Source organism: Neoroseomonas terrae (genome assembly GCF_018129025.1).
Taxonomy (GTDB): domain Bacteria; phylum Pseudomonadota; class Alphaproteobacteria; order Acetobacterales; family Acetobacteraceae; genus Neoroseomonas; species Neoroseomonas terrae.
The window spans coordinates 90,663-104,838 of the sequence record NZ_JAAEDI010000013.1; the positions used below are offsets into that span (position 1 = coordinate 90,663).

At 71.0% G+C, this 14,176-nt stretch carries 11 protein-coding genes; 9 read left to right on the forward strand and 2 right to left on the reverse strand.

Annotation, left to right across the window (positions count from 1 at the left end; translation table 11 throughout):
* The first annotated feature begins 1 nt into the window (after position 1).
* Complete coding sequence (gene ppdK, locus GXW78_RS13365; protein ID WP_211869318.1) at positions 2-2,671, forward strand: pyruvate, phosphate dikinase; 2,670 nt, start codon at positions 2-4, stop codon at positions 2,669-2,671.
* Positions 2,672-2,831: 160 nt separating this feature from the next.
* Here the strand turns inward: ppdK and GXW78_RS13370 are convergent, their stop codons facing one another.
* Both GXW78_RS13370 and ygfZ read right to left on the reverse strand, forming a co-directional pair.
* Positions 2,832-3,290 carry a methyltransferase family protein gene (locus GXW78_RS13370; RefSeq protein ID WP_211869319.1) on the reverse strand — a complete coding sequence of 153 codons (459 nt, stop codon included), beginning with the start codon at positions 3,288-3,290 and terminating at the stop codon, positions 2,832-2,834.
* Positions 3,287-4,114 (reverse strand): CAF17-like 4Fe-4S cluster assembly/insertion protein YgfZ, encoded by an 828-nt coding sequence (gene ygfZ / locus GXW78_RS13375; RefSeq protein WP_211869320.1) that lies wholly within the window; start codon positions 4,112-4,114, stop codon positions 3,287-3,289. Before ygfZ ends, GXW78_RS13370 begins: the two co-directional genes overlap by 4 nt.
* Before the next feature lie 73 nt (positions 4,115-4,187).
* Here ygfZ and GXW78_RS13380 point away from each other — a divergent pair, with 73 nt between their 5' ends.
* The 8 genes from GXW78_RS13380 (at position 4,188) to purF (ending at position 13,986) form a co-directional block, all read left to right on the forward strand.
* On the forward strand, positions 4,188-5,117 hold the full coding sequence (locus GXW78_RS13380) for a glycosyltransferase family 9 protein (RefSeq protein WP_211869321.1): 930 nt from the start codon (positions 4,188-4,190) through the stop codon (positions 5,115-5,117).
* Between the two features lie 187 nt (positions 5,118-5,304).
* Positions 5,305-6,069, forward strand: a complete 765-nt coding sequence (locus GXW78_RS13385) for a glycosyltransferase family 2 protein (RefSeq protein WP_211869322.1) — start codon at positions 5,305-5,307, stop codon at positions 6,067-6,069.
* Positions 6,066-7,088 (forward strand): glycosyltransferase, encoded by a 1,023-nt coding sequence (locus GXW78_RS13390; RefSeq protein WP_211869323.1) that lies wholly within the window; start codon positions 6,066-6,068, stop codon positions 7,086-7,088. The genes GXW78_RS13385 and GXW78_RS13390 overlap by 4 nt, the downstream gene beginning before the upstream one ends.
* 4 nt (positions 7,089-7,092) lie before the next feature.
* Positions 7,093-8,844: an asparagine synthase (glutamine-hydrolyzing) gene (asnB, locus tag GXW78_RS13395; protein ID WP_211869324.1), complete on the forward strand. Its 1,752-nt coding sequence runs from the start codon at positions 7,093-7,095 to the stop codon at positions 8,842-8,844.
* 207 nt (positions 8,845-9,051) lie between these two features.
* Complete coding sequence (locus GXW78_RS13400; RefSeq protein WP_211869325.1) at positions 9,052-10,356, forward strand: tetratricopeptide repeat protein; 1,305 nt, start codon at positions 9,052-9,054, stop codon at positions 10,354-10,356.
* Positions 10,357-10,515: 159 nt separating this feature from the next.
* A complete protein-coding gene (gene radA / locus GXW78_RS13405) occupies positions 10,516-11,922 on the forward strand; it encodes a DNA repair protein RadA (protein WP_211869326.1) in 1,407 nt (468 codons plus the stop codon).
* 33 nt (positions 11,923-11,955) lie between these two features.
* Complete coding sequence (locus GXW78_RS13410; protein WP_211869327.1) at positions 11,956-12,513, forward strand: CvpA family protein; 558 nt, start codon at positions 11,956-11,958, stop codon at positions 12,511-12,513.
* A 12-nt stretch (positions 12,514-12,525) separates the two neighbouring features.
* Positions 12,526-13,986: an amidophosphoribosyltransferase gene (gene purF / locus GXW78_RS13415; protein WP_211869328.1), complete on the forward strand. Its 1,461-nt coding sequence runs from the start codon at positions 12,526-12,528 to the stop codon at positions 13,984-13,986.
* Positions 13,987-14,176 lie beyond the last annotated feature (190 nt).

The window sequence follows — 14,176 nt, forward strand, 5'->3', positions numbered from 1 at the left end:
GATGACGCAGTGGGTCTACAGCTTTGGCGCCGGCCGCAACGAAGGGCGCGCCGACATGCGCAACCTGCTCGGCGGCAAGGGTGCGAACCTCGCCGAAATGGCCTCGATCGGGCTGCCCGTGCCGCCCGGCTTCACCGTCACCACCGAGGTCTGCACCTGGTATTACCAGAACAATGAGACCTACCCGGCCGACCTCGAAGACCAGGTGAAGGCCGGCCTCGCCCGCATCGAGGAAGCGGTCGGCAACAAGTTCGGAGACCACCGCAAGCCGCTCCTGGTGTCGGTGCGCTCCGGCGCCCGCGTCTCGATGCCCGGCATGATGGACACGGTGCTGAACCTCGGCCTGAACGACGCGACGGTCGAAGGCCTGGTCGTCGCCTCCGGCGATGCGCGCTTCGCCTGGGACAGCTACCGCCGCTTCATCCAGATGTACGGCTCGGTGGTCCTCGGCGTGGATCACCACCGCTTCGAGGAAATCATCGAGAACGAGAAGCTCGACACCGGCAAGACCGAGGACACCGAGCTGACCGCGCAGGAATGGCACCGCGTGGTCGATGGCTACAAGGAAATGGTGCGCGAGGTCACCGGCAAGCCCTTCCCGCAGGACCCCTGGGATCAGCTCTGGGGCGCGGTCGGCGCGGTGTTCGGCTCCTGGCAGAACCAGCGCGCCATCACCTATCGCCGCCTGCACGACATCCCGGCCGAATGGGGCACGGCGGTGAACGTCCAGGCGATGGTCTTCGGCAACATGGGCGAGGATTGCGCGACCGGCGTCTGCTTCACGCGCGACCCGTCCACCGGCGAGAACATCTTCTACGGCGAATACCTGATCAACGCGCAGGGCGAGGACGTCGTCGCCGGCATCCGCACCCCGCAGCCCATGGCGGAATCCCGCGCGAAGCCCGGCGAGCGCAGCATGGAAACCGTCATGCCGAACGCCTACGCCGAACTGGTGAAGGTGCGCGAGACGCTCGAGCGCCACTACACCGACATGCAGGACATCGAGTTCACGGTCCAGTCGAACAAGCTGTATATGCTGCAGACGCGCAACGGGAAGCGCACCGCGGCGGCGTCGCTGAAGATCGCGGTCGACATGGCGCAGGAAGGCCTGATCGACCACGCCGAAGCCGTGAAACGGGTGAACCCCGCGGCCCTCGACCAGCTCCTGCACCCCACGCTCGATCCGAAGGCGCCGCGCAAGCTGCTGGCGAAGGGCCTGCCCGCCTCCCCCGGCGCGGCTTCCGGCGTGGTCGTCTTCAGCGCGGATGAGGCGGAAGCACGCGCGCAGAAGGGCGAATCCGTCATCCTCGTGCGTATCGAGACGTCGCCCGAGGACATCCACGGCATGCACGCCGCGAAGGGCATCCTGACCACGCGCGGCGGCATGACCAGCCACGCCGCCGTCGTCGCCCGCGGCATGGGCCGCCCCTGCGTCGCCGGCTGCGGCGGCGTCTCGGTGGACTACAACAACCAGGTGCTCTCCTCCGGCGGCGTGCAGATCCGCGGCGGGGAAGTCCTGACGATCGATGGCGGCACCGGTGAGGTCTATGTCGGCTCCGTCGCCATGGTGGAACCGCAGCTCTCCGGCGACTTCTCAACGCTGATGGGCTGGGCGGACAAGGTGCGGCGCCTCAAGGTGCGCGCCAACGCCGAAACCCCGCTCGATGCCGAGACCGCGCGCAAGTTCGGCGCCGAGGGCATCGGCCTCTGCCGCACCGAGCACATGTTCTTCGACCCCGAGCGCATCGGCGCCGTGCGGCAGATGATCATGGCGGAAACGGAATCGGGCCGCCGCACCGCGCTGGCCCGCCTGCTGCCCTTCCAGCGCCAGGACTTCGTGGACCTGTTCCGCATCATGGCGGGTCTGCCGGTGACGATCCGCCTGCTCGACCCGCCGCTGCACGAGTTCCTGCCCCATAGCGACTTCGAGATCGCCGAGGTGGCCCAGTCACTGGGCACGGACACCGAGACGATGAAGCGCCGCGCGCAGGAACTGAGCGAAGCCAACCCGATGCTCGGCCATCGCGGCTGCCGCCTCGGCATCGCCTTCCCCGAGATCTATGAGATGCAGGCGCGCGCGATCTTCGAGGCCGCCTGCCAGATCGGCAAGGAAACCCACAAGGCACCGCATCCCGAGATCATGATCCCGCTCGTTGCCACGAAGCGGGAACTCGAGATCACCCGCGCCCAGGTGGACCGCATCGCGCAGGAAGTCTTCGCGGAGACGAAGTACCACGTCGAATACAGCGTCGGCACGATGATCGAACTGCCGCGCGCCGCGCTGACGGCGGATGCCATCGCGGATTCGGCCGACTTCTTTTCCTTCGGCACCAACGACCTGACGCAGACCACCTTCGGCCTGTCGCGCGACGACGCCGGCAAGTTCCTGCCGCTCTATGTCGAGAAGGGCATCTTCCCGAAGGACCCCTTCGTCTCGATCGACCCGGACGGCGTCGGCGAACTCGTGAAGATCGCCGCCGAGAAGGGCCGCCGCGTGAAATCCGACCTCAAGCTCGGCATCTGCGGCGAGCATGGCGGCGACCCGTCCTCGATCCATTTCTGCGAGAGCGTCGGGTTGGACTACGTCTCCTGCTCGCCCTATCGCGTGCCGGTCGCGCGGCTGGCGGCGGCGCAGGCCGCGATGGCGGGCGGCGGTGACCGCACCGCCTGATCGACCCCCGACGGGCGGCGGACGCCGCCCGGCGCGGGCCTTCGGCAGGCCGCGACCCGGAGAGGAACGAAGCTCCCGGCTACCTGCGCCACCGCGATGCTGCCATCGCCCTTGCCGCCGCAACCACTGACCTGGTTGCGGCGCACGTCCGACGACGCCGCTACAGCCAGCGCCGCACCCGCCCGCGATACGCCTCGTAGGCCGCCCCGAACCGCGCGGCGAGATACGCTTCCTCCCGCGCCACCACCATCCGGTCGAGCAGCAGGTGCCCGCCGACCAGCGCCACCCATCCCCACAGATCGCCCCAGCGCAGCGCGAAGCCGAACATGGCGACCAGGAAGCCTAGATAGACCGGATTGCGGCTGAAGCGGAACGGCCCGGCCTCCACCAGTGCCTTGTCCGGCCGATCGGGCCGAGGGTCGTTGCCCGCATGGACCAGCGCCAGCAGCGACAGGCCGATCAGCAACAGCGCCGCGAAGAACATCAGCATGCCGAGTTCCGGCAGGGGCGGCCCCAGCGGTACCGGCAGCACCCGCTGCATCAGCCACGCCGCGGCCAGCAGCAATGCGACGATCACCGGCGGCGGCACGCGCACGCCGGGGCCCGTATCGGCGCTCACGCCTCCTCGCGCGCCGGCAGCCGCATCCAGCCGGGAATGCGCGGCGTCACCACCGCCTCCCCGCCACGGAACGGCGCCCGGTCCAGCGCATCGATCCGCAGCAGCGCGATCCCCTGCCCGTCCCGGCCCGAGCGCATCTCGCCGATCTCGGCACCCTTCGCATCGGTCAGGGCCGTGCCGCGCGCCGGCATCGCGCCGTCCACATCCACCGGCACCAGCCGCCGCTTGAGCAGCCCGCGATACCGCGTCCGCGCCGTCAGCTCCTGCCCCATGTAGCAGCCCTTGGACCAGGAAACGCCGTTCAGCTCGTCGAACCCACCTTCCAGCAGGACGGACTTCTCGCCCTCCATGTCCCGCGACCCGTCCGGCAGGCCGAGCGCCAGCCGATGCCGGTCGTAATCGGCCTCCGTCGCATCGGTGGCGAGCGGCGCGGCAGCCAGCACCCGCCACCCGGCACCCTCCAGCCGCGGGTCCGGCACGACCAGACCCGTCGCGGCCGGTGGCGCCGCGCCCCAGGCGGCATGGACATGCCATTCATCCGAGGCATCCCGCAGCGTCACCTTCGACCGCAGCCGGAACCGCGACAGCCGCTGCACCAGCGCACCGGCCTGTGCCCGCTCGGCATCGACCAGCAGCACCTCGCCGGACGGGATGACGAAGAAATCCGCAAGCCATTTCCCCTGCGGCGTCAGCAACGCGGCCCAGGCCGCCTGCCCCTCGGGAATCGTGGCCACGTCGTTGGAAACGAGACCCTGCAGGAACGCCACCCGGTCGGGCCCGGCCAGTTCCAGCACGCCTCGGTCAGGAAGGAGGGCAATCGGCATGGCCCAACAGGTGAGGCGGATCGGCGAATGCTGCAACCTCCCCCCCGGCGTCCGGGCGTGGTAAGCGCCGCCGGTGCGCATCCTGTTCATCACCTCGACCCGGATCGGCGACGCCGTCCTGTCCACCGGGGTCATCGACCACCTGATCCGCGCCCATCCCGACGCGCGCTTCACCATCGCGGTGGGCCGCGTGGCGGAAGGCGTGTTCCGCCGCATGCCCGCGCTCGACCGGCTAATCCCCATCGAGAAGAAGCGCTTCGGCCTGCACTGGCTCGGCCTGTGGTCGAAGGTCGCCTTCGCCCGCTGGGACCTGGTGGTGGACCTGCGCGGGTCGGCCATCGCCTGGCTGCTGCTGGCGCGGCGCCGCGCCGTGATGCGCGGCGGCCGCCGGCCGGGGCACCGCCTGCTGCACATCGCCCAGACGCTCGGCCTCGCGCCCGCGCCGCGTCCCGTCGCCTGGTTCGGCCCCGCCGAGGCCGCCCGCGCCGAGGCGCTGCTGCCCGCCGGCGCGCCGGTGCTGGCCCTCGGCCCCACCGCGAACTGGGTACGCAAGGTCTGGCCGGCCGACCGCTTCCTCACCCTCGCCCGGCTGCTCACCGAACCCGGAGCGCCGCTGGAAGGTGCCCGCATCGCCATTCTCGGCGGGCCGGGCGCCCAGGAACGCGCCATGGCGGAACCGGTCCTGAACGGCCTGCCGGGCGCAATCCACCTCGTCGGCGCGCTGGACCTGCCGGAAGCCGCCGCCGTGCTCGCCCGCTGCGCCCTGTTCGTCGGCAATGATTCCGGCCTGATGCACCTCTCCGCCGCCACCGGTACGCCGACGCTCGGCCTGTTCGGCCCGACCCCGGCCTCGGAATACGGGCCGGTCGGCGCGCGTGCGGCGGCCGTGCTGGCGGAAGGACCACCGGGCGACGCGCCGATGGGGGCGCTGTGCGCGACGGGCGTCGCCAAGGAAGCGACCGCGCTGCTGGCAGGGCCCGCGGTTGTGGAGGCGGCGCTGTGACAGGCACGGGCGCATCGGAGAGGGGCGCCGCCCCTCTCCGAACCTCACCCCGCCAAAGGCCCGAGGCCTTTGGAAACCATCCTTTGGCGCCGGGCGTGGCGGACAGTTCCGCCTTCGCTTCCGCCCGCCATGGCCGGCGCCGGCTATCGGGTTCCAAGGGGCTCGGGGCCATGCGGACCGGCGCCCCATGACCCGCCTCTCCGCCCTGATCGTCGCCCGCAATGAGGAAGCACGGCTGCCCGATTGCCTCGCTTCCGTCGCCTTCGCCGATGAGGTCGTGGTGGTGCTCGACCGCAGCATCGATGACAGCGCGGCCATCGCCGCCGTCGCCCGCGCGAAGGTCGTCGAAGGCGCCTGGGAACTGGAAGGCGAGCGCCGCAACGCCGGCCTCGATGCCTGCACCGGCGACTGGATCATCGAGGTCGATGCCGACGAACGGGTGAACGAGCCGCTCGCCCGCGCCATTCGCCAAACCATCGCCACCAGCCCCCATGCCTGGCACCAGGTGCCGGTCGACAACTATGTCGGCGACCGGCTGATCCGCCACGGCTGGGCGGGCTCCTTCGGCACCACCTCCGTGCCGCGACTGTCGCGCAAGGGGGCGAAGCGGTGGCGGCCCCAGCGCGTGCATCCGGGGCTCGACTGGACCGGGCGGGAAGGCCCGAAGATCACCGAAGGCGCGCTGATCCATCTGGTCGATCGCGATATCTCCGACATGCTGCGCCGGCTCGACAAGTATTCCTCCGCCAAGGCCGCCGACCTGCTGGCGACAGGCGAGATCGGCACGCTCCGCGCCAATGTCCGGCGCTTCTTCTCGCGCGGCTTCAAATCCTACGTCTCGCGCAAGGGCTACCGCGAAGGCGGCTGGGGCGTGCTGCTCGCCCTCTGCACCGGCGCCTTCCCCCTGCTGTCCTACCTCAAGGCAGCGCTCGAGCCGGAGCGCCATCGATGAGGATCGCCCAGATCATGGCCGGCGCCCCGCATGGCGGCGCGGAGGCCTTCTACGAGCGCCTCTGCATCGGCCTGCACGCCGCGGGCGAACAGGTCCTGCCGGTGATCCGCCGCGATGCCGAGCGTTCGGCGAAGCTCCGCGCCGGCGGCCTCGCGCCGGTCGAACTCGGCTTCGGCGGTGCGCTCGACCTGCTGACCGGCCCGCGGCTGCGTGGCGCGCTGACCGGCTTCGCGCCGGCCGTCGCCATCGCCTGGATGAACCGCGCCGCGCGCTTTACGCCGAAGGGCGCCTGGACGCTGGTCGGCCGGCTCGGCGGCTACTACGACCTGAAGTACTATCGCCGCTGCGACCACCTGGTCGGCAACACGCGCGACATCGTCCGCTGGATCGCCGCGCAGGGCTGGGCGCCGGCACGCACCCACTACCTGCCGAACTTCGCCGCCGACCTGGCCGGCGCGGCGCCCGCCGACCTTCCCGGCCGCACCCGTCTCCTCGCCATGGGCCGCCTGCATCGCAACAAGGGCTTCGACATCGCCCTGCGCGCCCTCGCCGCCCTGCCCGCCGCGCATCTCTCCATTGCCGGCGAAGGGCCCGAACGCGCGGCGCTGGAATCGCTCGCCGCCGAACTCGGCGTGATGGACCGCGTGACCTTCCTCGGCTGGCGCAGCGACATCGGCGCGCTGCTTGCCGGCTGCGACATCTTCGTCTGCTCCTCCCGTCACGAACCGCTCGGCAACATCGTGCTGGAAGCCTGGTCCGCCAGCCGCCCGGTCGTCGCCGCGGCGGCGCAGGGTCCGACCGAACTCATCACGGATGACGACACCGGCCTGCTCGTCCCGGTCGAGGATGCCGACGCCCTCGCCTGCGCGATCGGCGCGCTGATCGCCGACCCGCAGCGTGCCGCGCGCCTCGCGCAAGCCGGCCGCGCCGCCTACGAAGGCGACTTCACCGAGGCTGCCGTGGTGGCGCGCTGGCGGGACTTCCTCGCCGCCGTCGCGCCGCGGCAGCAGGCGGCGTAGCGCCATGTGCGGCATCGCCGGCCTCGCCCTCAAGCCCGGGGAACGCCCCGACCCCACGGTGCTCGACGCGCTGACGCGGGCGCTGGCCCATCGCGGCCCGGACGGCCACGGCCATCACGTGCAGGGCAATGTCGCGCTGTCGCATACGCGGCTCGCCATCATCGACCTCGTCACCGGCGACCAGCCGCTGCATGCCGGCCCGGCAAGCCTCGTCGGCAATGGCGAGGTCTACAACTACCGCGAGCTTCGCACCGACAACGCCCTGGTGTGCAGCACGGGCTCCGACTGCGAGCCGCCGCTGCACCTGTTCCGCCGCGACGGCGTCGCCTTCGCCGACACGCTGCGCGGCATGTACGCCATCGCGATCCACGACCGCGCCTCGCGCCACATCGTGCTGTCGCGCGACCCCTTCGGCATCAAGCCGCTGTATCTCGCCGAGACGCCGCAGGGCATCGCCTTCGCCTCCGAACCCCAGGCGCTTCTCGCCGCCGGCCTCGTCGCGCCGAAGCTGCGCGAGGCCGCGCTGCATGAATTGCTGCAACTGCAATTCACCACCGGCGCCGAGACCATCTTCCAGGGCATCACGCGCCTGCTGCCCGGCGAGACGGTGGTCATCGCCGATGGCCGCATCGTCGAGCGCCATCGCCGCGCCGCCCTGCCCGAGGGCGGTCCGGAAACCATCACCGAGGTCGCCGCCCTCGCCCGCCTCGATGCCGAGCTGGAACGCTCGGTGGACCTGCATCAGCGCAGCGACGTGCCCTACGGCATGTTCCTATCCGGCGGCACGGATTCCGCCGCCATCCTCGCGATGATGGCGCGGCTGAACGACCGCCCGGTCCTCGCCTTCACCGCCGGCTTCGACGTGCCGGGTGCTGCCGATGAACGCGAGGCGGCCGCCCGCGCCGCCGCGGCCGCCGGCGCCCGCCACGTCACGCTGAACGTCACCCGCGACGACGTGTTCCGCCATTTGCCCGAGATCGTCGCCTGCATGGACGACCCGGCCGCCGACTACGCCATCATCCCCACCTGGTTCCTCGCCCGCCGCGCGGTGCAGGAGGTGAAGGTCGTGCTCTCCGGCGAAGGCGGCGACGAGATCTTCGGCGGCTACGGCCGCTACCGCTCCGCGATGCGTCCCTGGTGGCTCGGCGGCAAGGCGATGCGCGCCCATGGCGCCTTCGACCGGCTGGACGTGCTGCGCACCCCGCCCCGCTACTGGCGGGACGGCTTCGAGGCCGCGATCGCCGCCGCCGCCACCCCCGGCCGCACGCGCCTCCAGGCCGCACAGGCGGTCGATGTCGCGGATTGGCTGCCGAACGACCTGCTGACCAAGCTCGACCGCTGCCTGATGGCCCATGCGGTCGAAGGCCGCACGCCCTTCCTCGACACTGGCATCGCCGCCGCCGCCTTCCGCCTGCCGGATGCGATGAAGGTGCGCGACGGCCAGGGCAAATGGGTGCTGCGGCAATGGCTCGCGAAGCACTTCCCCGCCAGCGAGCCCTTCCGCAAGAAACAGGGCTTCACCGTCCCGGTCGGCGCCTGGATCGCCGACGCCGCGGACAGGCTCGCCCCCCTGGTCGCCGCTCAGCCGGGCGTGGCCGAGATCGCCAAGCCCGACCGCATCCTGCCGCTGTTCCGCGCCGCCGCCGGCAAGCGGGAGGGCTTCGCCGCTTGGCACCTGTTGTTCCACGCGCTGTGGCATCGCCGGCATGTCGAAGGCCGCCCGACCGAAGGCGATGTCTTCGAGGCGCTCGGCTGAGCAGCGCGACATTCCGCCGCTCCGGCCGGCGTCGTCCGCGAGTTCGGATGGCGTCCTCGACGAAGTTTCGTTTGCGCCATTGAGCGACGATGCTCGCCGGCCTGCCGGGCGATGCGGTCCCGCCGGGGAAGAGCTGCGGCGGATTTCCATGGCTGCCCCCTCGGCGCGACCTGTAGGGTCGGCACCCGCCGGGCCGGAGGAACCGCCATGCTGACCGATCGATACGGCCTCGCCCTGTCCACGGCCTCCACGACCGCGCGCGACGCCTATGTCGAAGGCTGCGACCTGCTGCTCTCAGCGAATGTCGGCGCCGAGGACGCGTTCCGAACCGCCATCGCCGCCGACCCACGCTTCGCCCTCGCCCACGCCGCGCTCGCCCGCGGCCTGCAACTGCGCGGCCACATCCCCACCGCGCGGCAGGCCATGGAGGCCGGGAACGCCCTCCTCCCCGGCCTCCCGGCGCGCGAGGCGAGCCACATGGCCTTCTACGCGCTGGTCCTCGCCGGCCAGGGTGACGCTGCGGTCGCGGCCGCCAAGGTCCACCTCGCCACCTGGCCGCGAGACGCGATGGTGCTCAGCCCCTGCACCTCCGTCTTCGGCCTGATCGGTTTCTCCGGACGCGCGGGCCGCGAACGCGAACAGGTCGAACTGCTCGACGGTCTCGCCACGCATTACGGTGACGATTGGTGGTTCAACACGCAGCACGCCTTCGCGCTGCTGGAATCCGGGCAGCTCGCCGCCGCGCATCCGCGCATCGAATCCGCCATGGCGCAGATGCCCCGCAACGCCCATGGCGCCCATATCCGCGCGCATCTGTACTACGAGGATGGCGAGCAGGCGGCCGCCCTCGCCTTCCTGAAGGATTGGATGAAGCCGTATCCGCGGGCCGGCCAGCTTCATTGCCACATCAGCTGGCATATCGCGCTGTGCGAGCTGGAAGCCGGCGACGCCGCCGAAGCCTTTCGCGTCTATGCCGAGGATGTCGCCCCTGGCGGGTCCTGGGGTCCGGCGATCAACACCCTGACCGACGCGGTGTCCTTCCTCTGGCGCGCGGAACTCGCCGGCCATCCGCGCGACCCGGCACGCTGGCGCGCGCTGCACGATTTCTCGCGCCGGATGTTTCCGCGCGGCGGCATTGCCTTCGCCGACACCCACGCCGCCCTCGCCGATGCGGTCGAGGGCGATGGCGATGCGCTCGAGGCAAGACTGCGGGAGTTGGAGACCATGCGGCAAGAAGGGCGACTGCCCTCCGGCCCGGTCGTCCCGGGCCTGGCGCGCGCCTTCGCCGCCTTCCTGCGCAACGATTTCCGCGCCGCCATCGCGGCGATCGAACCCGTCCTCGCCGACCATGAACGCATCGGCGGCAGCCGGGCGCAGCGCGACCTGGTCGAGTTCACCTTGATGAAAGCCTACCTCGCCGATGGTCGCCTCGATGCGCTGCGCGACATGCTTGCGGCACGCCACCGCGGCCCCGCGGCCGTGCCGGTGGCGGGCCTGCCCGGGCATCATTGACGGGCCGTGCGCGCTGGCGCCTCGGCCGCACAATCGGCGCCGCGCAACTCCGTCCGGCCGACGCGACGCTGCGGCGCGCGGCGTCGCTGCCGCAGATGACGCTGCGGCGACAATGCCCTAGCTCTGCGTCCTGACCCTCGCCCCCAGCCCGAGTCGCGCATGGCCAAGGACAAGAACCTCTTCGTCTGCCAGTCCTGCGGCGCCGCCTATCCGAAGTGGCAGGGCCGCTGCGACGCCTGCGGCGAATGGAACACCCTCACCGAGGAAACCCCCGTCCAGCGCGGCCCCGGCCCCGCCGCCAAGGCCGGCGGTGGGCGGCGCGTGGAATTCGTCGGGCTCAAGGGCCATTCCGCCCCGCCCCCACGCATCCCGACCGGCATCGCCGAACTCGACCGCGTGCTCGGCGGCGGCCTCGTCGCGGCCTCCGCCATCCTGGTCGGCGGCGACCCCGGCATCGGCAAGTCGACCATCCTGCTCCAGGCCGCCGCCCGCGTGGCCAGCGCCGGCCGCCGCGTCCTCTACGTCTCCGGTGAGGAAGCGGTCGAACAGGTGCGCCTCCGCGCCGCCCGCCTCGGCCTCACCGACAGCCCGATGGCGCTCGCCGCCGCCACCTCGCTGCGCGACATCATCGCGTCCCTGGAACAGGAGAGCGACGCCGCCCTCGTCGTCATCGACTCGATCCAGACCGTCTGGCTCGACGCGCTCGATTCCGCCCCCGGCACGGTCGCCCAGGTGCGCGCCTGCGCCGCCGAGCTGATCCGCCTCGCCAAGGCGCGCGGCTTCGCGATCGTCCTGGTCGGCCACGTCACCAAGGAAGGCACGCTCGCCGGCCCGCGCGTGCTGGAACACATGGTCGACGCCACGCTTTATTTCGAAGGCGATCGCGGCCATCAGTTCCGCATCCTGCGCGCGGTGAAGAACCGGTTCGGCGCCACGGACGAGATCGGCGTCTTCGAGATGACCGGCACAGGGCTGGTGGAAGTCGCCAACCCGTCCGCCCTCTTCCTCGCCGAACGCCGCGGCAATGTCTCGGGCTCCGCCGTCTTCGCCGGCATCGAGGGCACCCGCCCCGTCCTCGTCGAAGTCCAGGCGCTGCTCTCGCCGAGTTCCGGCGGCTCGCCGCGCCGTCAGGTCGTCGGCTGGGATTCCGGCCGCCTGTCCATGCTGATGGCCGTGCTGGAATCGCGCTGCGGCCTCTCGCTCGGCCAGAACGACGTCTACCTGAACATCGCGGGCGGCCTGCGCATCGCCGAACCCGCCGCCGACCTCGCCGTCGCCGCCGCGCTCGTCTCCGCCGCCACCGACCGCCCGACCGACCCCGACCGCGTCTATTTCGGCGAGGTCGGCCTGTCCGGTGAAGTCCGGCAGGTCGCCCAGGCCGAGGCCCGCCTGCGGGAGGCCGCCAAGCTCGGCTTCGGCCGCGCCACCCTGCCCCGCCGCGTCGCCCGCGGCGGCAAGGCCCCCAGCGCCCCCGACGGTATCGCCCTGACCGAGACCGGCCACATGGCCGATCTCGTTGCCGTTTTCGCGGAGCAGACCGTCAAGCCGCGCAGGGCTGGCGCGTGACGCCGCCGGGACCCGCCGCTATAGGGGGCCCCCATGAACTGGGTTGACGCAGCGCTCATCGCAGTGGTCGTGATCTCGGCCATCTGCGCCTATTTCCGTGGCTTGGTGCGCGAGGTCCTGAGCCTCGGCGCCTGGATCGGCGCGGCAATCGTGGCTTTCCTGGCGCGCGAGCCGATTCGCCCGCATGTCGAGCAATGGCTCGAACCGCCCGTCCTGGCGGATGCCGTCGGCACCGGCGCGGTGTTCCTCGTCGTGCTCGTGATCCTGAAGATCATCACCAACATCATCGCCGACCAGGTGCAGGATTCGATCCTCGGCGGCCTCGATCGCATCCTCGGCCTCGTCTTCGGCGCCGTGCGGGGTGCGTTCGTGCTGGTGCTTGCCTATATCCTCGCCGGGATGTTCGCCCCCGAGACGAACACCTGGCCTGCCGCCGTGAAGGAAGCCCGCGGCCTGCCGATCGTCGCCGACGCCGCGCGCCGGGTGGTCGAGCAGCTGCCCGAAGCCTATCGGCCACGCTTGGTCGCCCCCCCCGGGCCCGCCGGCCCGACCGTTGATGACCTGCTGCGTCCCCCCGCGCGCAGCCGATAGTTGAGGACCGCGATGCTCGTCACCATCGACCATGACGACGACAAGCCGCATGAGGAATGCGGCGTGTTCGGCGTATGGAACGGCACCGACGCCGCGGCGCTCACGGCGCTCGGCCTCCACGCGCTCCAGCATCGCGGGCAGGAAGCCGCCGGCATCGTCTCGCTCGACGAGAAGGGCCTGTTCCATGCCCATAAGGGCCTCGGGCTGGTCGGCGACAATTTCGGCGAGGCCAAAGTCATCGCCTCCCTGCCCGGCGCCGCCGCGGTCGGCCACAACCGCTACGCCACCACGGGCGAGACGGCGCTGCGCAACGTCCAGCCGCTCTATGCCGATTTCGAGTTCGGCGGCTTCGCCGTCGCGCATAACGGCAACCTGACCAACGCCGCCGTGCTGAAGCGGGCCCTGGTCCGCCGCGGCTGCCTGTTCCAGTCCACCACCGACTCCGAAGTCTTCATCCACCTCATCGCCATCAGCCTCTACTCGACTGTGCTCGACCGGCTGATCGACGCGCTGAAGCAGGTGCAGGGCGCCTATTCGCTCGTCGCGTTGCATGACGGCGCGCTGATCGGCGCGCGGGACCCGCTGGGCGTCCGCCCGCTGGTGCTCGGCCGTCTCGCCAATGGCGGCTACGTCCTGGCCTCCGAGACCTGCGCGCTCGACATCGTCTCCGCCGAATTCGTCCGCGACATCGAGGCCGGCGAGATCGTCATCATCAACGACGAAGGCGTGCGCAGCGTGAAGCCCTTCGGCCGCCACGGCAGCCGCTTCTGCATCTTCGAATACATCTACTTCGCCCGTCCCGATTCCGTGATGGAAGGCACGCCGGTCTATGAGACGCGGAAGCGCATCGGCGCCGAGCTGTCCCGCGAATCCGGCGTCGAGGCCGATGTGGTCGTTCCGGTGCCCGATTCCGGCGTTCCCGCTGCCATGGGCTACGCCTCGGAGGCCGGCATCCCCTTCGAGCTCGGCATCATCCGCAACCACTATGTCGGCCGCACCTTCATCGAGCCGACCGACCAGATCCGCCACCTCGGCGTGAAGCTGAAGCATTCGGCGAACAAGCCGATGCTGGAAGGCAAGCGCGTCATCCTGGTGGACGATTCGATCGTGCGCGGCACCACCTCCCGCAAGATCGTCGAGATGGTGCGCCAAGCCGGTGCGAAGGAGGTGCATATGCGCATCTCCTCCCCGCCCACGACCCACTCCTGCTACTACGGCATCGACACGCCGGAACGTGAACAGCTCATGGCTGCGAAGCACGACGTGGCCGAGATGGCGCGCATCATCGGCGCCGACAGCCTCGCCTTCATCTCGCTGGACGGGCTGTATCGCGCGCTCGGCCGCCCCGCACGGGACCCGGCCAAGCCCGACTACTGCGATGCCTGCTTCACCGGGGACTACGCGATCCCCCTGACGGATTGGCAGAACAATTCGGAGAAGCAATTGTCGCTGCTGCAGGCGGCGGGGCAGTAGGGCGCATCAGAGGGGGGCGTTGCCCCTCTCCTCACCGCGAAGCAGTGCTTCGCGCCCGCCAAGGCCGAAAGGCCTTGGAAACACCCGTCCGCCGCCGGCCCGACCGCTCCCATTCCCCTGATCGCCCGTTCCGGGCACAAGCGCGGGTCCGGGCAGTCGTCCTGACCGCGGGGCAAGGCGCCAGATCGAG